At 64.0% G+C, this 19,218-nt stretch carries 23 protein-coding genes; 1 reads left to right on the plus strand and 22 read right to left on the minus strand.

The genetic code is table 11. The features are described from left to right. Positions 1-19: 19 nt before the first annotated feature. The 20 genes from rpsC to FHS31_RS13785 form a co-directional block, all read right to left on the minus strand. Positions 20-715 (minus strand): 30S ribosomal protein S3, encoded by a 696-nt coding sequence (gene rpsC, locus FHS31_RS13690; protein WP_167074473.1) that lies wholly within the window; start codon positions 713-715, stop codon positions 20-22. Continuing rightward, positions 715-1,092, minus strand: a complete 378-nt coding sequence (gene rplV, locus FHS31_RS13695; protein WP_167074475.1) for a 50S ribosomal protein L22 — start codon at positions 1,090-1,092, stop codon at positions 715-717. Before rplV ends, rpsC begins: the two co-directional genes overlap by 1 nt. Beyond that, positions 1,092-1,367, minus strand: a complete 276-nt coding sequence (gene rpsS / locus FHS31_RS13700) for a 30S ribosomal protein S19 (RefSeq protein WP_167074477.1) — start codon at positions 1,365-1,367, stop codon at positions 1,092-1,094. Before rpsS ends, rplV begins: the two co-directional genes overlap by 1 nt. Continuing rightward, complete coding sequence (gene rplB, locus FHS31_RS13705; RefSeq protein ID WP_167074479.1) at positions 1,367-2,200, minus strand: 50S ribosomal protein L2; 834 nt, start codon at positions 2,198-2,200, stop codon at positions 1,367-1,369. Before rplB ends, rpsS begins: the two co-directional genes overlap by 1 nt. Before the next feature lie 4 nt (positions 2,201-2,204). Then, a complete protein-coding gene (locus FHS31_RS13710) occupies positions 2,205-2,519 on the minus strand; it encodes a 50S ribosomal protein L23 (RefSeq protein WP_167074481.1) in 315 nt (104 codons plus the stop codon). Next, the gene (rplD, locus tag FHS31_RS13715) at positions 2,512-3,138 is read right to left on the minus strand and encodes a 50S ribosomal protein L4 (RefSeq protein WP_167074483.1); all 627 of its coding nucleotides are present in this window, start codon (positions 3,136-3,138) and stop codon (positions 2,512-2,514) included. Before rplD ends, FHS31_RS13710 begins: the two co-directional genes overlap by 8 nt. A gap of 2 nt (positions 3,139-3,140) precedes the next feature. Then, complete coding sequence (rplC, locus tag FHS31_RS13720) at positions 3,141-4,001, minus strand: 50S ribosomal protein L3 (RefSeq protein WP_167074485.1); 861 nt, start codon at positions 3,999-4,001, stop codon at positions 3,141-3,143. A 302-nt stretch (positions 4,002-4,303) separates the two neighbouring features. Next, positions 4,304-4,612, minus strand: a complete 309-nt coding sequence (gene rpsJ, locus FHS31_RS13725) for a 30S ribosomal protein S10 (RefSeq protein WP_167074487.1) — start codon at positions 4,610-4,612, stop codon at positions 4,304-4,306. Between the two features lie 107 nt (positions 4,613-4,719). Further along, complete coding sequence (gene tuf, locus FHS31_RS13730; RefSeq protein ID WP_167074489.1) at positions 4,720-5,910, minus strand: elongation factor Tu; 1,191 nt, start codon at positions 5,908-5,910, stop codon at positions 4,720-4,722. A gap of 92 nt (positions 5,911-6,002) precedes the next feature. Beyond that, the gene (gene fusA, locus FHS31_RS13735) at positions 6,003-8,099 is read right to left on the minus strand and encodes an elongation factor G (protein ID WP_167074491.1); all 2,097 of its coding nucleotides are present in this window, start codon (positions 8,097-8,099) and stop codon (positions 6,003-6,005) included. A gap of 54 nt (positions 8,100-8,153) precedes the next feature. Next, positions 8,154-8,381 (minus strand): hypothetical protein, encoded by a 228-nt coding sequence (locus FHS31_RS13740; RefSeq protein WP_167074493.1) that lies wholly within the window; start codon positions 8,379-8,381, stop codon positions 8,154-8,156. A 28-nt stretch (positions 8,382-8,409) separates the two neighbouring features. Then, positions 8,410-8,880: a 30S ribosomal protein S7 gene (gene rpsG, locus FHS31_RS13745; protein ID WP_167074495.1), complete on the minus strand. Its 471-nt coding sequence runs from the start codon at positions 8,878-8,880 to the stop codon at positions 8,410-8,412. Between the two features lie 100 nt (positions 8,881-8,980). Beyond that, complete coding sequence (gene rpsL, locus FHS31_RS13750; protein ID WP_167074497.1) at positions 8,981-9,352, minus strand: 30S ribosomal protein S12; 372 nt, start codon at positions 9,350-9,352, stop codon at positions 8,981-8,983. 197 nt (positions 9,353-9,549) lie between these two features. After that, positions 9,550-10,470 carry a cation diffusion facilitator family transporter gene (locus FHS31_RS13755; RefSeq protein WP_167074499.1) on the minus strand — a complete coding sequence of 307 codons (921 nt, stop codon included), beginning with the start codon at positions 10,468-10,470 and terminating at the stop codon, positions 9,550-9,552. Positions 10,471-10,552: 82 nt separating this feature from the next. Beyond that, on the minus strand, positions 10,553-10,891 hold the full coding sequence (locus tag FHS31_RS13760) for a DUF3140 domain-containing protein (RefSeq protein ID WP_167074501.1): 339 nt from the start codon (positions 10,889-10,891) through the stop codon (positions 10,553-10,555). Between the two features lie 34 nt (positions 10,892-10,925). Further along, positions 10,926-12,518, minus strand: a complete 1,593-nt coding sequence (locus FHS31_RS13765) for a hypothetical protein (protein WP_167074503.1) — start codon at positions 12,516-12,518, stop codon at positions 10,926-10,928. Positions 12,519-12,599: 81 nt separating this feature from the next. After that, positions 12,600-14,000: a dihydrolipoyl dehydrogenase gene (gene lpdA, locus FHS31_RS13770; protein ID WP_167074505.1), complete on the minus strand. Its 1,401-nt coding sequence runs from the start codon at positions 13,998-14,000 to the stop codon at positions 12,600-12,602. 3 nt (positions 14,001-14,003) lie between these two features. Next, positions 14,004-14,333: a hypothetical protein gene (locus tag FHS31_RS13775; protein ID WP_167074507.1), complete on the minus strand. Its 330-nt coding sequence runs from the start codon at positions 14,331-14,333 to the stop codon at positions 14,004-14,006. Continuing rightward, positions 14,326-14,661, minus strand: a complete 336-nt coding sequence (locus FHS31_RS13780; RefSeq protein WP_167074561.1) for an acyl-CoA thioesterase — start codon at positions 14,659-14,661, stop codon at positions 14,326-14,328. The genes FHS31_RS13775 and FHS31_RS13780 overlap by 8 nt, the downstream gene beginning before the upstream one ends. A gap of 50 nt (positions 14,662-14,711) precedes the next feature. Next, the gene (locus tag FHS31_RS13785) at positions 14,712-15,974 is read right to left on the minus strand and encodes a pyruvate dehydrogenase complex dihydrolipoamide acetyltransferase (protein WP_167074509.1); all 1,263 of its coding nucleotides are present in this window, start codon (positions 15,972-15,974) and stop codon (positions 14,712-14,714) included. A 334-nt stretch (positions 15,975-16,308) separates the two neighbouring features. On the opposite strand from FHS31_RS13785, the gene FHS31_RS13790 reads away from it, so the two are divergent. Continuing rightward, positions 16,309-17,307, plus strand: coding sequence for a hypothetical protein (locus FHS31_RS13790; RefSeq protein ID WP_167074511.1), 999 nt, complete (start codon positions 16,309-16,311; stop codon positions 17,305-17,307). A gap of 157 nt (positions 17,308-17,464) precedes the next feature. Here the strand turns inward: FHS31_RS13790 and dapD are convergent, their stop codons facing one another. After that, complete coding sequence (gene dapD, locus FHS31_RS13795) at positions 17,465-18,301, minus strand: 2,3,4,5-tetrahydropyridine-2,6-dicarboxylate N-succinyltransferase (RefSeq protein WP_167074513.1); 837 nt, start codon at positions 18,299-18,301, stop codon at positions 17,465-17,467. After that, entirely contained in the window at positions 18,298-18,966 is a 669-nt protein-coding gene (locus FHS31_RS13800) for a pyrimidine 5'-nucleotidase (RefSeq protein ID WP_167074515.1), read from the minus strand. The genes dapD and FHS31_RS13800 overlap by 4 nt, the downstream gene beginning before the upstream one ends. Positions 18,967-19,218: the final 252 nt, after the last annotated feature.

Genomic DNA, 19,218 nt, shown 5'->3' on the forward strand with positions numbered 1-19,218 from the left:
AGGCGGCGGAGGATTACCCTCAGCGCGCCGGACGAACTCCGGAAGTCTGCGCTTCCATCATCAGGCGGTCTTGCGCGAGCGGATCATGACCCAGGATCTCGCCCTTGAAGATCCAGACCTTGACGCCGCAGACGCCATAAGCGGTGTGCGCTTCGGCTTCCGCATAATCGACGTTGGCGCGCAGCGTGTGCAGCGGCACGCGGCCCTCACGATACCATTCGGTCCGCGCGATCTCCGCACCGCCGAGACGGCCGGCGCAGGTGATCCGGATGCCCTCGGCACCGAGACGCAGCGCCGACTGCACCGCGCGCTTCATCGCGCGACGGAAGGCGATGCGGCGCTCGAGCTGATCGGCGACGCCTTGCGCGACGAGCTTGCTGTCGATCTCCGGCTTGCGGATCTCGACGATGTTCAGGCTCACGTCGGACGAGGTCATCGAATTCAGCGTCTTGCGCAGCTTCTCGATGTCCGCGCCCTTCTTGCCGATGATCACGCCGGGGCGTGCGGCATAGATCGAGACGCGGGCGAGCTTGGCCGGACGCTCGATCACCACCTTCGAGATCGCAGCCTGCGGATGCGTCTTGAAGATATAGGCGCGGATCTTGAGATCCTCGAGCAGCAGCTTGGCGTAGCTTTCGCCTTCCGCATACCAGCGGCTGTCCCAGGTGCGGTTGATCTGCAACCGCATACCGATCGGATTGCTCTTCTGACCCATTATGCTTCTTCCTGCTCGCGCACGACGACGCGGATGCGGCTGAACGGCTTGACGATGCGGGCGCTGCGGCCGCGGGCGCGGGTGGCGAAGCGCTTCATGACGAGGCCCTTGCCGACCGACGCTTCCTGCACGATCAGCGAATCGACATCGAGATTGTGGTTGTTCTCGGCGTTGGCGATCGCGCTGGCGAGCGTCTTGCGGACTTCGACAGCCATTGCCTTCGTCGAGAAGGAAAGGATGTTGAGCGCGTCGCCGACCTTCTTGCCGCGGATCAGGCCCGCGACGAGATTGAGCTTGTACGGCGAACCGCGGACCGAGGTGTTGACGGCAAGGGCTTCCTTGTCGCCCACCTTGCGGGGGGATGCAGGCTTGGACATCAGCGCTTGCCCTTCTTGTCGGACGCATGACCCGGGAAATAACGGGTCGGCGCGAACTCACCGAGCTTCATGCCGACCATCTCTTCGCTGACCGACACCGGCACGAACTTGCGGCCGTTGTAGACGTTAAAGGTGAGGCCGACGAACTGCGGCAGGATGGTCGAGCGACGCGACCAGGTCTTGATCGGCGCACGGGTGCCGGCATCCTGGGCGGTTTCGGCCTTCTTGAGCAGGCTCAGTTCGACGAACGGGCCTTTCCAGACGGAGCGAGCCATTACTTCTTCCTCGCGTGGCGCGACCGGATGATCATCTTATCGGTCGACTTGTTCTTGCGGGTACGGGCGCCCTTGGTCGGCTTGCCCCACGGCGTGACCGGATGACGGCCACCCGAGGTGCGGCCTTCGCCGCCGCCGTGCGGGTGATCGACCGGGTTCTTGGCGACGCCGCGCGTCAGCGGGCGCTTGCCGAGCCAGCGGTTGCGGCCGGCCTTGGCGAGATAGGTATTGCCATTATCCGGGTTCGAAACCGCGCCAACGGTGCACATGCACTCCGAATGGATGTAGCGCTGCTCGCCCGAATTGAGGCGCATGATCACCATGCCGCGGTCACGGCCGACGATCTGGGCATAGGTGCCCGCCGCACGCGCGATCTGGCCACCCTTGCCCGGCTTCATCTCCACATTGTGGACGATGGTGCCGACCGGGGCCTGGCCCAGCTCCATCGCATTGCCCGGCTTCACGTCGGTCTTCTTGGCGGCGACGATCACGTCACCGGCCGCGAGACGCTGCGGCGCCAGGATGTAGGCGAGCTCGCCATCCTCATACTTCACCAGCGCGATGAAGGCCGAACGGTTCGGATCATACTCGAGACGCTCGACGGTCGCAGGTGCATCCCACTTGCGGCGCTTGAAATCGATGTAGCGATACTTCTGCTTGTGGCCGCCGGCGATGCCGCGCGCGGTGGCGTGGCCCATGTTGTTGCGGCCGCCGGACTTGTGCTTGCCCTCGACGAGCGCCTTGACCGGCTTGCCCTTCCAGAGGCCCGACTTATCGACGAGCACCAGGCCGCGACGGGCCGGGCTGGTCGGATTATAATGCTTGAGCGCCATCGCCTCAGATCCCCGTCGTCACGTCGATGGACTGGCCTTCGGCCAGCGTCACGATCGCTTTCTTGAAGTCGGTGCGCTTGTAGGGAGCACCCTTCCAGCGCTTGGTCTTGCCCTCGGTGACGATCGTGTTTACGCCCGTCACCTTGACACTCCAGATCGCCTCGACGGCGGCCTTGATCTCGGGCTTGGACGCACCGAGCGCCACCTTGAAGACGATCGCATTATGCTCGCTGAGCAGAGTCGACTTCTCGGTGATGTGGGGCGCGAGCACCACATCGTAATGGCGGTTATCGACCGCCGATGATTGCTTCTTAGCCATTGAGGCGCGCCTCCAGCTTCTCGACGGCGGCGCGGGTCAGCACCAGCGTGTCATGCTTCAAAATGTCGTAGACGTTGGCGCCGACGGCGGGGAGCAGGTTGATGCCCTTGAGATTGCCGCTGGCGTTGGCGAAGCTGACGTTCAGCGCGTCACCATCGATCACCAAAGTCTTGGTGCCGAAGCCGAGCGCGCCGAGCTGGCCGACGAGCGCCTTGGTCTTGCCCTCGGCGACATCGAGCCCGTCGAGCACGATCAGCGTGCCGTCCTTGGCTTTCGACGACAGCGCCATCTTGAGACCAAGCGCGCGAACCTTCTTGTTCAGCCCGGGATTGAAATCGCGAACGCGGGCGCCGTGCGCCTTGCCGCCGCCGATGAAGATCGGGGCTGCACGATCACCGTGACGCGCCGTACCGCCGCCCTTCTGGTTGCCCAGACGCTTGCCGGTACGCGCCACATCGGACCGCTCGCGGGTGCCGCGGGCGGTGCCGCGACGCTTCTCAAGCTGCCAGGTGACGACCCGGTGCAGGATGTCCGCGCGCGGCTCGATGCCGAAGATGGCATCGTTGAGTTCGAGTTCGCCGGCTGCCTTGGCGTCGAGGTTCTTGACCTGAATTTTCATGATCAGCCCTCCTGCTTATCGGTGCTGGGCGTGTCGGTCTCGGCAGCGGCCACTTCGGCCTCCTGCGCGATCGCGGCATCCGCTGCGGCGACGCCCGCTGCGACTTCCTCGGCACTCGGATCGTGCGGCAGTTCGTGAACTGCGCCTTCCTCGACCATGCCCGGAGGAGCCTGTTCGTGCAGCGCCTTGCCGGTCCACAGCGCGGCCGGGAACGGCGCGTCCTTATGAGCGGGGACCTTCACGGCATCCTTGACGAGGAGCCAGCCGCCCTTGGAGCCGGGAACCGAACCCTTGATGAAGATCAGGCCGCGCTCGGCATCCGTGCGGACGACTTCGAGATTCTGCTGGGTGCGCTGCTTGTCACCCATGTGGCCGGCCATCTTCTTATTCTTGAAGACCTTGCCGGGATCCTGACGCTGGCCGGTCGACCCGAGCGAGCGGTGCGAGACCGAGACGCCGTGCGTGGCGCGAAGACCGCCGAAGTTCCAGCGCTTCATGCCGCCCGCAAAGCCCTTGCCCTGCGTGTGGCCAGCGACATCGACGAGCTGGCCCGCGACATAATGCTCGGCCGAAATCTGGGCGCCGACGTCGAGGAGGTTTTCCTCGGTCACACGGAATTCTGCGACATAGGCCTTGGGCTCGACCTCGGCCTTGCCGAAGTGGCCGCGCTGTGGCTTGGCGACATTCTTGACCTTGGCCTTGCCAGCACCAAGCTGCACGGCGACGTAACCATCACGGCCTTCGGTCTTCTGCGCGATAACCTGGAGCTCATCGAGCTGCAGGACGGTGACGGGCACATGGCGCCCATCCTCCTGAAACAGCCGGGTCATCCCCATCTTCTTCGCGATCACGCCAGTGCGCATGATCCATTCCTTCCAAACAGAGGCTCCGCGGTCGTCCGAGGAGCTTGCCAACGAAAAAGGCCTCCGAGATCGGAAGCCCCGGCCCAATGAAACTGCATGCCCCGCCAGGGCCAGTATCCAACCGAGAAGCGATCGCTCGCCGTCTCCTGTTGAAAGCGGGGACGCAGGCAACGGCACCTTCCGGAGAAGGAAATAACCGTTCGGTATCCTTGCTTTCTGCTTCAACCGCATGCCCGAAGGCGCATGCGGGAAACTAAAAGCGCCGGCTGAGGTGAATCACCTTGGCCGGCGGTGCTGGCGCCTTACGCCAACTTGATCTCAACATCAACACCCGCGGCAAGATCGAGCTTCATCAGTGCATCGACCGTCTGCGGGGTGGGCTGCACGATATCGAGCAGCCGCTTGTAGGTGCGCACCTCGAACTGCTCGCGCGACTTCTTGTCGATATGCGGGCCACGGTTGACCGTGAATTTCTCGATGCGGGTGGGCAGGGGAATGGGGCCACGGGTCAGCGCGCCGGTACGTCGGGCGGTGTCGGCGATCTCGCCGGTCGCCTGATCGAGAACGCGGTGATCGAACGCCTTGAGGCGAATGCGGATATTGCTGTCCATGGGTTCCTGCCGATGAGAAAGAGCCTGGGCCTCGAAAGGCCCCTATAAAAAGCAAACCGGCCGATCCCTTAAGGAATCGGCCGGTTCGTTTGTTGGTCGCCGCTATATTATGCGGAGATCGAGCTGACAACCCCGGCGCCGACGGTACGGCCGCCTTCGCGGATCGAGAAGCGCAGGCCCTGCTCCATCGCGATCGGCGCGATCAGCTTGACGCCGAGCTTCACGTTGTCACCGGGCATGACCATTTCGGTGCCCTCGGGGAGGACGACTTCACCGGTCACGTCGGTCGTGCGGAAATAGAACTGCGGACGATAGTTGGCGAAGAACGGCGTGTGACGGCCACCCTCTTCCTTCGACAGCACGTAAACTTCCGATTCGAAGTTGGTGTGCGGCTTGATCGAACCCGGCTTACAGAGAACCTGGCCGCGCTCGACCTCTTCGCGGCCGACGCCACGGATCAGCGCGCCGATGTTATCGCCTGCCTGGCCCGAATCGAGCAGCTTGCGGAACATCTCGACGCCGGTGACGACGGTCTTGCGCGTGTCCTTGAGGCCGACGATCTCGACTTCCTCACCGACCTTCACAACGCCGGCTTCGACGCGACCGGTGACGACCGTGCCGCGGCCCGAGATCGAGAACACGTCCTCGATCGGCATCAGGAACGGCTTGTCGAGCGGACGCTCGGGCTGCGGGATGAACTCGTCAACCGCGGCCATCAGCTTGAGCACGGCGCCACGGCCGAGCTCTTCGTTGACGCCGTCCAGAGCGGCCTTGGCCGAACCCGGAATGACGGGGATGTTGTCGCCGTCGAAATCATAGGACGACAGCAGCTCGCGGATTTCGAGCTCGACGAGCTCGAGGATCTCGGCATCGTCGACCAGATCGACCTTGTTCATGAACACGACGAGCTGCGGCACGCCGACCTGGCGGGCGAGCAGGATGTGCTCGCGGGTCTGCGGCATCGGGCCGTCGGTCGCGGAGACGACGAGAATGCCACCGTCCATCTGCGCGGCCCCGGTGATCATGTTCTTCACATAATCGGCGTGGCCCGGGCAATCGACGTGCGCATAGTGGCGGTTCACGGTCTCATACTCGACGTGTGCGGTCGAGATCGTAATGCCGCGCTCGCGCTCCTCGGGAGCCTTATCGATGTTGGCATAATCGACGAAGGTCGCGCCGCCGGTTTCGGCGAGGATCTTCGTGATGGCGGCCGTGAGCGACGTCTTGCCATGATCGACGTGCCCGATGGTGCCGATGTTGCAGTGCGGCTTCGTCCGCTCAAATTTAGCCTTGGCCATTTTATCCTACCTTGCTTCGAATCTGTGGGAGTAAGGGCCACGCCCTCTCTCAGAGGGCGCGCCCATAGCAGCTTTTTTCGTCTACGCCAGCCTTAGGCCAGCTTGGCCTTCACCTCTTCGGCGACGTTCGCGGGAACCTCGTCATAGTGGCTGAACTGCATCGTGTACTGCGCGCGGCCCTGCGTGAAGGACCGGAGCGAGTTCACATAGCCGAACATATTGGCCAGCGGCACCTGCGCTTCGACCGCCTGCGCGTTGCCGCGGGTGTCGGTGCCCTGGATCTGGCCGCGGCGGCTGTTCAGATCGCCGATCACGTCGCCGAGATAATCCTCGGGCGTTACGACCTCGACCTTCATGATCGGCTCAAGGATGGTGATGCCGGCCTTCTGAGCCGCCTCACGCATCGCGCCGCGGGCGCATATTTCGAACGCCAGCGCCGACGAATCGACGTCATGATACTTACCGTCGATCAGGTGAACCTCGACGTCGACGATCGGGAAGCCGATCAAAGCGCCAGTCGCCGCGGTTTCCTTCATGCCCTTTTCGACCGAGGGAATATATTCGCGCGGCACGTTGCCGCCTTTGACCTCGTCGACGAAGACGAAGCCGGAACCGCGCTCGCCCGGCTTCACCTGCACCTTGACCTCGGCGAACTGGCCGGAGCCGCCCGACTGCTTCTTGTGCGTGTAGACCAGCTCGACCGGCTTCTTGAGATATTCGCGATACGCCACCTGCGGCGCGCCGACATTGGCCTCGACCTTGAACTCGCGCTTCATGCGATCGACCAGGATCTCGAGATGGAGCTCGCCCATGCCCTTGATGATGGTCTGGCCGCTTTCATTGTCCGAAGACACGCGGAACGACGGATCCTCCCGGGCGAGACGATTGAGCGCGACGCCCATCTTCTCCTGGTCCTGCTTGGTCTTGGGCTCCACCGACAGCTCGATGACGGGGTCCGGGAACTCCATGCGCTCGAGAATGATCGGGGCGTTTTGCGCGCAGAGCGTGTCACCCGTGGTCGTGTCCTTGAGGCCCGCCAAAGCGACGATGTCGCCCGCATAGGCCTCCTGGATATCCTCACGGCTGTTGGCATGCATCAGCAGCATGCGGCCGATCTTTTCCTTCTTATCCTTGACCGAATTCTGCACGATCGAGGCCGCTTCCATCTTGCCCGAATAGATGCGGGCGAAGGTCAGCGTACCGACGAACGGATCGTTCATGATCTTGAACGCCAGCGCCGACATCGGCGCATCGTCGGACGCAGGACGCGAATCCGGCGTCTCGCCGTCGAGCTTGAGGCCCTCCACCGGCGGGATGTCGAGCGGGCTCGGCAGATAATCGACGACGCCATCAAGCAGGGGCTGCACGCCCTTGTTCTTGAACGCCGAGCCGCACAGCACGGGCACGAACGAGAAGTTGAGCGTGCCCTTGCGGATCAGCTTCTTGAGATCGGCGACGCTGGGCTCATTGCCTTCGAGATAGGCCTCCATCAGGTCGTCGTCTTGCTCGACGGCCATCTCGATCAGCTCGGAGCGGGCGACCGCAGCAGCATCGGCGAGATCAGCAGGGATGTCCTGATATTCGAACTTGGCGCCCAGGCTCTCCTCAAGCCAGATAATCGCGCGGTTGTTGACCAGATCGACCAAGCCCTTGAAGCCGCCCTCGATACCGATCGGCAGATACAGCACCGCCGGACGCGCACCGAGGCGATCCTTGATCATCTCGACGCACATGTTGAAGTTGGCGCCGGTGCGATCGAGCTTGTTGATGAAGCACATCCGCGGCACTTTATACTTCTCGGCCTGACGCCAGACCGTCTCGGACTGCGGCTCGACGCCGGCAACGCCATCGAAACAGGCGACCGCGCCATCGAGCACGCGCAGCGAACGCTCGACTTCGATCGTGAAATCGACGTGGCCGGGCGTATCGATGATGTTGATGCGGTGCTCGGGGCCCTTGCCTTCGTCGGCCGCCCAGAAACAGGTCGTCGCGGCGGACGTGATCGTGATGCCGCGCTCTTGCTCCTGCTCCATCCAGTCCATCGTCGCGGTGCCCTCATGGACCTCGCCGATCTTGTAGGACTTACCGGTGTAATAGAGGATGCGCTCGGTCGTCGTCGTCTTGCCGGCATCGATGTGGGCCATGATGCCGATGTTACGATAATGTTCGAGCGGATGGCGGCGGGCCATGATCATTGGTCCTTTGGACTGGAAATTAACGGTTGAACGGAGCCTAAGTCCCGCTCAGGGGAAGAAAAGCTTGGCTATTGCAGCACCGGCCCCAAGCAGAGCCGCCGTAGCAAGCATCGCCTGGAAAATCATCGACCGCGGCATCAACTCGCGCTCCGCCTGGAGCTTGAGCTGTTCCGCCGTGAGCTTATTGGCTTCGGCCATCAGCTTGCGCGTTTCGGCCTCCAGTCTTTCCGACTGGCGATGCAGCTCCGAAATGGACGGTTCGGTTACGGTAGCCATGACTATCCCTTACCGCCCATATAATAGCTTACCAGCGATAATGCGAGAAGGCGCGGTTGGCTTCCGCCATGCGGTGCGTGTCTTCGCGCTTCTTGACCGCGTTACCGCGATTGTTCGCCGCGTCCATCAGCTCGCCGGAAAGGCGGGCCGACATGGTATGCTCCGAACGGCCGCGCGCAGCGCTGATCAGCCAGCGGATCGCCAGCGCCTGGCTCCGCTCGGGGCGAACCTCGACCGGAACCTGATAGGTGGCGCCGCCGACGCGGCGGCTGCGGACCTCGATGCCTGGGCGGACGTTGGCCAGCGCCTCGTGGAACACGCCGATCGGCTCGCGCTTGGCGCGCGTCTCGACGGTTTCGAGAGCGGTGTAGACGATGCTTTCGGCAGTTGCCTTCTTACCATCATACATGACGGAGTTCATGAACTTGGAGAGCACGATGTCTCCAAACCGGGGATCCGGCAGGATTTCGCGCTTTTCGGGACGACGACGACGAGCCATCTGATGTTTCCTTGTATTCTTCAGCCTGATCCGGAACCCGTCCGGGACTTACTATGGACCTAGATCCCGGTCTGCGCCGGGATGATCGGCTTGCAGCCGATCACTTCGGACGCTTGGCGCCGTACTTGGAGCGGGACTGCTTGCGGTTCTTCACGCCCTGCGTATCGAGTACGCCGCGCAGCACGTGATAGCGGACGCCGGGAAGATCGCGAACGCGGCCGCCACGGATCAGCACCACCGAGTGCTCCTGCAGGTTGTGCCCCTCGCCGGGGATGTAGCTGATGACCTCGCGCTGATTGGTCAGGCGAATCTTCGCCACCTTGCGCAGCGCCGAGTTCGGCTTCTTCGGAGTCGTCGTGTAAACGCGCGTGCAGACGCCGCGCTTCTGCGGATTCTGCTCCATCGCAGGGACCTTCGATTTGGCCTTCTGCGGGTCGCGACCCTTGCGGATCAGCTGGTTGATCGTTGGCATGAAGCCCTTCACCTCTTGCTTGGGTTACTTTGCCGCTGACCGCCCTCGCCGCCGCCCAATGAAAGGCTTAGCGGAAAAGCATAAGGGCCACGGCGATCAGGCGATCTCCGGGCCCTGGCAGGCATCGGCAATGTTCAAGATCCTAAAGGAGCAATGCCCCTCGGACTGCGGGCCTATACCCATGCGCCCGCTATCGGTCAACGATTCTCCGGCGTCCCCGCCTTGGGCTTCACATAGAGGCTGGCGATGGTCGGCCAGCTCTTGCGCAGTTCGGCCTCCGCCTCGGCGATGATCCGTTCGACATCACCGGCGCGGACCTCATCCTCGAAATCGACATCGGCGGCGATGAACACGCGATCGGGCGCGATCTGGACCGAGAGGATGTTGGCCACCGCCGTCACTTCGCGCGGGCGATCGAGCACCTCGCGCACCGCCTTGACCAGATCGGGATGCGCGCGCTCGCCGATCAGCAGGCCCTTCGATTCGCGCGCCAGCACGAAGGCGACCGCCGCCAGCGCCACGCCGATCACGATCGAAGCGATGCCGTCCCACGCCGGATCGCCGGTGAGCTGTGCGAGTGCGATGCCGATCGCGGCGACGATCAGACCGAAGAGCGCCGCCGAATCCTCGAACAGGACGATGAAGCTCGGCGGATCCTTGGAGCGCACGATCGCCTGCCACCAGCCCTGATCGCCCTTGGTGGCCGCGAACTCGCGTACCGCGACCCACCAGCTATACCCCTCCAGTGCGGTGGAGACGGCGAGCACGATATAGCTGACGATCGGGCGCTCGATCTCGTGCGGCTCGATGATGTGGAGGATGCCTTCGTAGATCGAGAGCCCAGCGCCGGTGGCGAAGATCAGGATGGCGACGACGAAGCTCCAGAAATACAGCTCGCGCCCATAACCGAGCGGATGCTTTTCGTCGGGCGGGAGCTGGCTGCGCTTCTGGCCGTAGAGCAGCAGGATCTGGTTGAGGCTGTCCACCACCGAGTGAAAGCCCTCGGTGAGCATCGCCGACGATCCGGTGATCGCAGCCGCGACGAACTTGGCGACCGCGATGCCGAGATTGGCGGCGAGCGCCGTCACGAGGACCATCTTGTTACCGCCGGATGACATCAGACCCTCTTGGGGCAGGCGGATAACTTCAGCAAGCTCGCCCATATGACGATCGTGAGGGTATTATGATACCGCTATACCGTCACTTCAGCGGATCATGGCCCCAGTTCATCAGCGAGTAGCGCCAGCGGGAGGTGACCTGGTTCTCGGGCTTCTGGGCCGAGTGGCGGGCGACGTAGCCGACGACTTTGCGCATGTGCGCGTAATCGTCGTCGGTCAGGTCGGCCTGTTTCTTGTGCTTGATCTGGATGATGCGCCGGCCGGATTTGTGGCCGATGCTCTCCTCGGCGGTGCCGTCCTTGCCCTTGAAGCCGACCTTCTTGCTCTCGTCGGTTTCCAGCCATTCCGCCAGCTCGGCAGGCGTCATGTTGACCGCCTTGGTGAAATTGGCGCGGATCTTTTTCTTGTCGGCTTCGGTCATGCGGCGGCAACGTGCCGGGCGGGGATCGGCTCCCTCATTGCGCGGCGATCCCGGGCACGCGGGGCGGCAGCGGCACGGAGACGGGCGGGGCGACAAAGCGCGCCACCCATGCCACCAGCGCTACGGCAAGGACGATCCCGATCACGATCCGCCGCCGACCGCGCGGCACCTGCGCAGCCCCGATCGTCAACGCCAGTGCGATCGCGATCATCGACCAGAGATGATAGCGCAGATCGCTGGCGATGCTGGCCACCGCAAAGCTGCCGCTCATCACCACGCCCGACAGCACCAGCGCCCGCGCAAGCCCGGCCTCGGCGCTCGCTTCCCCGCGCAGCACCCAGGCCAGCGCCAGCCCCGCCGCCAGCCAGACAATCGGCCAGCCGAGCGGCGTCCCGCTGGCGGCCCCGGCGAGGGCGATCAGCGCCTTGCCGCCGGGATTGGCCGGCCCGCCGAGGCCATCGCTGTTGGGCTCGCTATAGAGAGGCGGAAGGCAATCCGGCTCGCCCCAGCCCACCACAAAGCGCGTCGTCGCGTTGAAATGGGCGAGGCGATGCGCAGCATAAGCGATCGGATGGAGCAGCACGCTCATCGCCCAATCGCGCATCAGCTGCGGGTGCGGGCCATCGGAGAAGGCCAGCGCCTGCCCTATCGCATCGCATTGCGCGGGCTCGCCATAGGGATTCCAGAAGTAAGGCGTGTAGCAGCCGCGCTGCTCCGCCGCCGCCCAATCGGCGGGGGCGACACCCGGCGGCACGGTGCCCGATCGATGCGCGATGGCGACGATATCCCACAGCGGTAGCGAACGGCTGTTGTGGGTGGCTTCGGCGCTCATCAGGCGCTGATTGATCAGCGGGCTCACGCCCAGCACCGCGACGATGCCCGCCGCCGTCAGCCCCACACGCAGCCACCAACGCCGGACACCGCCCCACCCGCTCAATGCCAAAGCGAAAGGAACGGTGGCAAACACCGCGTTGCCGCGGACCAGAGTCGCATAAGCGATCAACACCGCCACTGCGACGATCGCCCACACTGGCAGTTTGCGCCCGTCGAGCCGCCACCAGGCGACCAGCCCCGTCGCGCCGATCAGGCAGGCGGCCATCTGCGCATCCTTGAGCACCACCGTCCCCCAGCCGAGGAATAGTGGGAAAGCGCCGATGAGGAGCGTGACGATCGCGGCGTAAGTCCGCTGCCTCTTCGTGACTACCGTTTGTCCTGAGCTTGTCGAAGGATCGTTTTTCTTGGCTGGCGCGGAAAAGAAGGACGGTGCTTCGACAAGCTCAGCATGAACGGATTGGGGGGAGGCCCGCGCAAAAACGGCGGCGATCAGGCCGAAGCCGCCCCACCACAGCAGCATCTGCAGCAGCAGAAACGGCGCCGTCCCGGACCAGACGGGCAGCAGCAGCGCCCAGAGATGCGCCATGATCGGCGGGTGCCAATCCGAATAGTCGCTGGTGAGCGCCTGCTCATATTGGCCGACGCTGTCGTACATCACCACGCCCGGCCAACGCAGCGCGAGCGAGAGGAGGCAGAGGGCGAAGGCGGCGAGCGCAACGTAAAGCCCTCTCCCGCTTTTCGCGGGAGAGGGTTGGGTGAGGGTCTTCTTCTTTGCCGTCAGCCCAGGGATCACCGTCGCTCCCTCACCCTCCCACGCTTCTCGATATGCTCGAACCGCGGGCCCCTACCTCTCCCGCTTGCGGGAGAGGGATCATTAGAAGTGCAGCGCCCGCCCATAGGCCGAGAGCACGCTCTCGTGCATCATTTCGCTGAGCGTCGGGTGCGGGAAGATGGTTTCCATCAGGTCGGCTTCGGTGGTCTCCAACTGCTTGGCGACGATATAGCCCTCGATCAGCTCGGTCACTTCGGCGCCGACCATGTGCGCGCCGAGCAGTTCGCCGGTCCTGGCATCGAACACCGTCTTCACGAAACCCTCGGCCTCGCCCAGCGCGATCGCCTTGCCGTTGCCGATGAAGGGGAATTTGCCGACCTTCACCTCGTATCCCGCGTCCTTGGCCTTGGCTTCTGTGAGCCCCACCGACGCCACCTGCGGGCGCGAATAAGTGCAGCCGGGGATCTTGAGCACGTCCATCGCGTGCGGGTGTAGCCCGGCGATCGTCTCGACCGCGATGATCCCTTCATGGCTCGCCTTGTGCGCCAGCCAGGGCGCGCCGGTGATGTCGCCGATCGCGTAGAGGCCCTCGACATTGGTCTTGCAGGCGGCGTCGATCACGACATGGCCGCGATCGGTCTTCACGCCCAGCGCCTCGAGCCCGAGATTCTCGGTATTGGGCACGATGCCGACCGCGACGATGACGTGGGAGAACTCGCGCGCCTCGGTCTTGCCGTCGGGCAGCTTGATCGTCGCGGTGACCAAGCGGCCCGCCTTCAGGTCCAGCTTCTCGACGCCATGCTTGGGCAGGATCGTCATGCCCTGCTTCTCGAACGCCTTCTTCACGAAATCGGAGACCTCGGCATCCTCGACCGGCAGGATGCGATCGAGCATCTCCACGATCGTCACCTCGGCGCCCATGTCGCGGTAGAAGCTGGCGAATTCGCAGCCGATCGCGCCGGAGCCGATCACCAGCAGCTTGGTCGGCATTTCGGCGGGCGTCATCGCGTGGCGATAGGTCCAGATGCGATCGCCATCGGCCTTGGCGAAGGGCAGATCACGCGCGCGGGCGCCGGTGGCGAGGATGATCGACTTGGCCTGCACCTCGGTGGTCTTGCCGTCGGCGCCCTTGACGCTGATCTTGCCCTTGCCGGCGAGCGTGCCGACGCCCGTCACCACCGTGACCTTGTTCTTCTTCATCAGGTGCCCAACGCCCTGATTGAGCTGTTTCGACACGCCGCGCGACCGCGACACCACCGCCGCCAGATCGACGCTCGCGCCCTCCACCTTCAGGCCATAATCCTTGGCATGCTGCATATAATGGAAGATCTCGGACGAGCGCAGCAGCGCCTTGGTCGGGATGCAGCCCCAGTTGAGGCAGATGCCGCCGAGCAACTCCCGCTCGACGATCGCTACCTTCATCCCCAACTGCGCCGCGCGGATCGCGGCGACATAACCGCCGGGCCCGGAGCCGAGGATGGCGAGATCATAGGTGTCAGTCATTCGTTAGGCCTTCCGCATAGATTCGGCGGTTAATCGAAGTTCATCGCGCAACATTTCGGCCGCATCGCCTTCCACCCTCGCCTTCTCACAAAGCCGAATGATGACCTCCTTATATTGAGGATATTTCCGCAGCTCGAATGCCGCCGCCATTTTAGATGCTATGCTGCTGTTCGATCCGAACAACTCCATCACCTTGAAGAACTGCTCGAATCGCTGCGCATCGACTTCAGCACGTTTGGTCCGGACATACATAACAGCAGCCCAAGCCAGACTCGCGAGCGGCACAACGACGCCAGCCCATGCAAGCCATTCTGTCCAGCCCCAATTAGTCACCCAGAATCGCCCGCGGCCGCCCATCATCACCGATCGCGACGAAGGTGAAGGTCGCGTGCGTCACCTTGGCGACATCCTCGCTCGCGCGGACGCGGCGCCAGGCGGAGACGTCGATCTTGAGCGAACTGCGGCCGGTTTCGATCACATCGGCATAGACCGAGACGACATCGCCGACCTTGACCGGCTTGTGGAAGGTCATGCCATCGACCGCAACCGTCACCGCGCGGCCCTTGGAGATGCGGGCGGCGACGGTGCCCGCGGCCGAATCCATCATGCTCATCAGCCAGCCGCCGAAGATATCGCCATAGGGATTGGTGTCCGCGGGCATGGCGACCACGCGGATGGCCGGTTCCGAGGCGGGAGGCTGTTCGCCTTCGTTCAAGCGAGCATGCCCAGCGGGTTTTCGACCAGCCGCTTGAAGGCGGCCATGAACTTGGCGCCGTCCGCGCCATCGATTGCGCGGTGATCGAAGCTGCCGGTGGCGCTCATCACCGTGGCGATCTGGAGCGCGTCGCCCACGACATAGGGCCTTTTCTCACCCGCGCCGATCGCCAGGATCATGCCCTGCGGCGGATTGATCACCGCTTCGAACTGCTTGATCCCGAACATGCCCATGTTGGAGAGGCTGGCGGTGCCGCCCTGATATTCGTGCGGCTGCAACTTGCCTTCGCGCGCGCGGCCGGCGAGTTCCTTGGCCTCGGTGGCGATCGTCGAGACGGTCTTGGCCTCCGCGCCCGCGATGATCGGGGTGATCAGCCCGCCGGGGATCGACACCGCCACGGAGATATCGGCACGCTTGTATTGGATCAGCGTATCGCCGGCGAAGCTGACGTTGCAGGCGGGCACCTCGGTCAACGCCAGCGCCTGCGCCTTGATCAGCAGATCGTTGACCGAAAGCTTGATGCCGCGCGCCTCGAGCCCCTTGTTCAATTGCTCGCGCAGCGCGAGCAAAGGATCGAGCAGAATATCCACCGTGAGATAGATATGCGGCACCTGCTGCTTGCTCTCGGTGAGGCGCTTGGCGATCGTCTTGCGCATATTGGAGAGCTTGATCGTCTCCGATGGGATATCGCCGGCCTCCTGCGGCGCGGCGGGTGGCGGGGGGGGCGCTGCTTCCGCCTTGGGCGCGGGCTGCGCCGCACCGGGCGTCGCGCCTGCCAGATCGGCTTTGACGACCCGCCCGCCGGGGCCGGAGCCCTTTACCTGACCGAGATCGACACCCTGCTGCTCGGCAATGCGCCGCGCGAGCGGGCTCGCCTTGACGCGATCCCCTTCGGATTTGACGGGGGCGGTTGACGCGGCTTTTTCCTCCGCAACCTGAGCTTTGGCTGGGGCTACTTCGGCTTTGGGCTGTTCCTTGGGCTTGGCTTCGGCTTTCGGCGCGGGGGCATCGCCCTCATCCTCGCCTTGCAGCAGCGCGATCACCGCGCCGACCTTCACGCCGTCGCTGCCTTCGGGCACCGACAGTTTGACGATCGTGCCCTCGTCGATCGTCTCGAATTCCATCGTCGCCTTGTCGGTCTCAATCTCGGCGAGGATATCGCCGGACTTCACCGTATCGCCTTCCTTGACCAGCCATTTGGCGAGTGTGCCCTCCTCCATCGTCGGGGACAGAGCGGGCATCTTGATCTCGATCGGCATAAAACGGGCCTCTGCAGCGGGAGCGTTCCTTTCCCGCCTCGCGACGGCAGGGTCAAGCGGACCGGGGTGCCTTGAAGGCATTTTCGATTGCAGAAAGCGGAACCGCGATACGCTGAACGGCAGAGGCACAAACTTGATTGCTGACCCCTGACTAGCTGCGCGTTTCTCGATATACCAAGATGAATAGGCGTTCATGGACAATATTCAATGAACAGATATTCACACGGATATTATATCCCAAACACATATCAGAGCAATCAATCACTTTATCGCCGCCTTGCCACATCTCATCGCAGATTATGGAGCATCTTATGCGCTGACGGGTTGGTCTGGCATGCGTAACAATCTTACCCCGCTCCGCCCCGGCCTTACCGCACTTGCTACGGTGCTGGCCCTGTCCGCAACCCCCGTGTTCGCGCAGAGCGCGGAAACCGCGCCGGCGCAGGATGCGCCCGTGATCTCCGCGCCGCCGGCCAGTGTTGAAACGGCACCGGTGATCCCGGCTGCGACGGCTCCGCTGCAGTCGAACGACACCAGCGAGAATACTTCGGCTCCGGTCGCCACCGCCACGCCGATGGCGACGCGATCGCCGGTCGTGATTCACACCGCCGACGCGCCGGTGGCACCCGCTGCTCCGGTGACCAAGGCTGCTGCGCCAAAGCATACTAGTGTTGCGGCAACGCGGACCGCACCTGAGGCGGCTCCGGTTGCAGCGCCGACACCGGTGACAACGCCGCGCGCCGTGGCTCCCGCCCCGCTGCCGTCGGCTCCTGCGCCCGCACCTGCGGTCGTCAAGACATCGACCACGACCAGCACCGCCAGCGACGACAGCCGCGAGCTTGAGCTGGCCGGCGTGGGCGCGGTCGGCCTGCTGGCCTTGATCGGCGGGGCCTTCGCACTCAGCCGCCGCAAGCGTGACGAGGAGGAAGAGGTGCTTGCCCCCGCCGCAATCACCACGACGCCCGTCGCCGCCGAACCGGTCGCGTACGAAACGCTGGCTGCTGCGCCGGTAACGGCTGCGCCCATGGCGATCGAAGGCGCGCCGACCACCGCGCTGCACGAGGATTTCGATCTGTCGCGTTATGGTGCGCACGTTCAGGCGGCCTATCGCGGACCGACCGAGGACAATCCATCGCTGTCGCTACGCCACCGTCTGAAGCGCGCCCGTTTCATGGACCAGCGCGCACGCGAAAATGGCGAGTATCTCGCCACCGCCGAACCGGCGATCGCCGCGGAGCGCAAGCCCGTCGCGCAGAACCTGTTCGGATCGAAGTTCAAGGACGGCCTGCGCTCGCTCCGTCCGCAAGGTGGGATGCGCCCCGCCTTCAGCTAAACATCAAGCCCTCTCCCGTCCTCACGGGAGAGGGTTGGGTGAGGGTCTTCTTCTTCAACACACGCTGGAGAAGAAGACCCTCACCCTCCCACAAATCTCGCTTCGCTCGTTTTGCGGGCCCCTCCCTCTCCCGCGAAAGCGGGAGAGGGCACGCCGGTCAATCCCGCAGCAGCTCGTTGATGCCGGTTTTGCTGCGCGTCTGCGCGTCCACGCGCTTGACGATTACTGCACAATATAGGCCCGGCCCGCCGTCCTTGCCCGGCAGCGTTCCCGGCACGACCACCGAATAAGAGGGCACACGGCCCACGGCAACCTCCCCCGTCGCGCGATCGACGATCTTGGTCGAGGCGCCGAGATAGACGCCCATTGAGAGCACGGCCCCCTCCTCGACGATCACGCCTTCGGCGACTTCGCTGCGCGCACCGATGAAGCAATTGTCCTCGATCACCACCGGATTGGCCTGCAGCGGCTCCAGCACGCCGCCGATGCCGACGCCGCCCGAGAGATGGACGTTCCGGCCGATCTGCGCGCACGAGCCGACCGTGGTCCAGGTATCGACCATCGTGCCCTCACCGACATAGGCGCCGATGTTGACGAAGCTCGGCATCAGCACCACGCCCTTGGCGATATGCGCGCCGTGCCGCGCGACGGCGCCCGGCACCGCGCGAAAGCCCGCCGCCCGGAAGCGATCCTCGCCCCAGCCCGCCCATTTGAGCGGCACCTTGTCCCACGCCGGGCCACCCGCCTCCGCGGCGACCAGCGCATTGTCGTTGAGGCGGAAGCTGAGCAGCACGGCTTTCTTGAGCCACTGATGGACGGTCCAGCCCTCAGGCCCGTTCTCGGCGACCCGCGCCGTGCCGCTGTCGAGCGCGTTCAGCGCCGTCTCCACGGCATCGCGGACCTCGCCCTTGGTGGCGAAGGAAATCGTGTCGCGCGCGTCCCACGCGGCTTCGATCACCTGTGCGAGCTGTTCGGGGGCGAGCTGTTCGGTCACTTTTCCTCCAAGATGCTTTCGAGCCAATGGCCCAAATCGGCGGTGCGATAGTCGATGAAACCCTCGCCGTCATGCACGCCGACCTGCTCGCTGCCATTGTCCACCCACAAGGTGGTGAGGCCGAGCGCCTTCGCGGGGCGGAGGTTGCGCGCCATATCCTCTGCGAACAAAGCGGTTTCGGGCGTGACGCGCAGGTTGGCGAGCATCGAGGCATATGCATCGGCATGCGGCTTGGGCTGATAGGCCATCGCGTGAATATCGTGGATCGCCTCAAAGCTCTCGCTCAGGCCGAGCCGCGCCAGCACGCGGCGGGCGTACGGTTCGTCGCCATTGGTGAAGACGAGCTTGCGGCCGGGCAGCCGCGCGATCGCATCGATCAGCAGGCGATCCTCGCGCAGCACATCCATCTCGATCGCATGGACGTCGGCAAGAAAATCGTGGGGATCGACGCCATGATCCGCCATCATCCCCGAAAGCGTCGTGCCATGCTCATGGAAGTAACGCTTCTGCTGCGCGTAGGCGGCATCGTGATCCAACCCGGTGACGCGCGCGACATAATCGGTCATCCGCTGATCGATCAGCCCGAACAGATCGCAGCTCGCCGGATACAGCGTATTATCGAGATCGAAGATCCAGGTGTCGATCGAGGCGAGCGCGGCGAGCATTGATCTTGCTTTAGAGTGGGGTTCGGCAAAGCATAACCCCCGCGGCGCCGGCCCGCTCCCCCGCCCGACCTCACGTTTCGGGGGCCTCGTTCACACGATTCTTCCCACCCGTTCGTATCGAGCGAAGTCGAGACACGCCGGTATGACGCTGGAGGCACGTCCTTGGACTTCGCTCAGGACTAGCGGGTCCTGAAAACCTTCCTCCGCGTGAGCGACCCGCACCAACTCTCGCAGAAATACGCAAGCAACAAT

This window comes from Sphingomonas vulcanisoli (assembly GCF_011761305.1).
GTDB classification, from domain to species: domain Bacteria; phylum Pseudomonadota; class Alphaproteobacteria; order Sphingomonadales; family Sphingomonadaceae; genus Sphingomonas_I; species Sphingomonas_I vulcanisoli.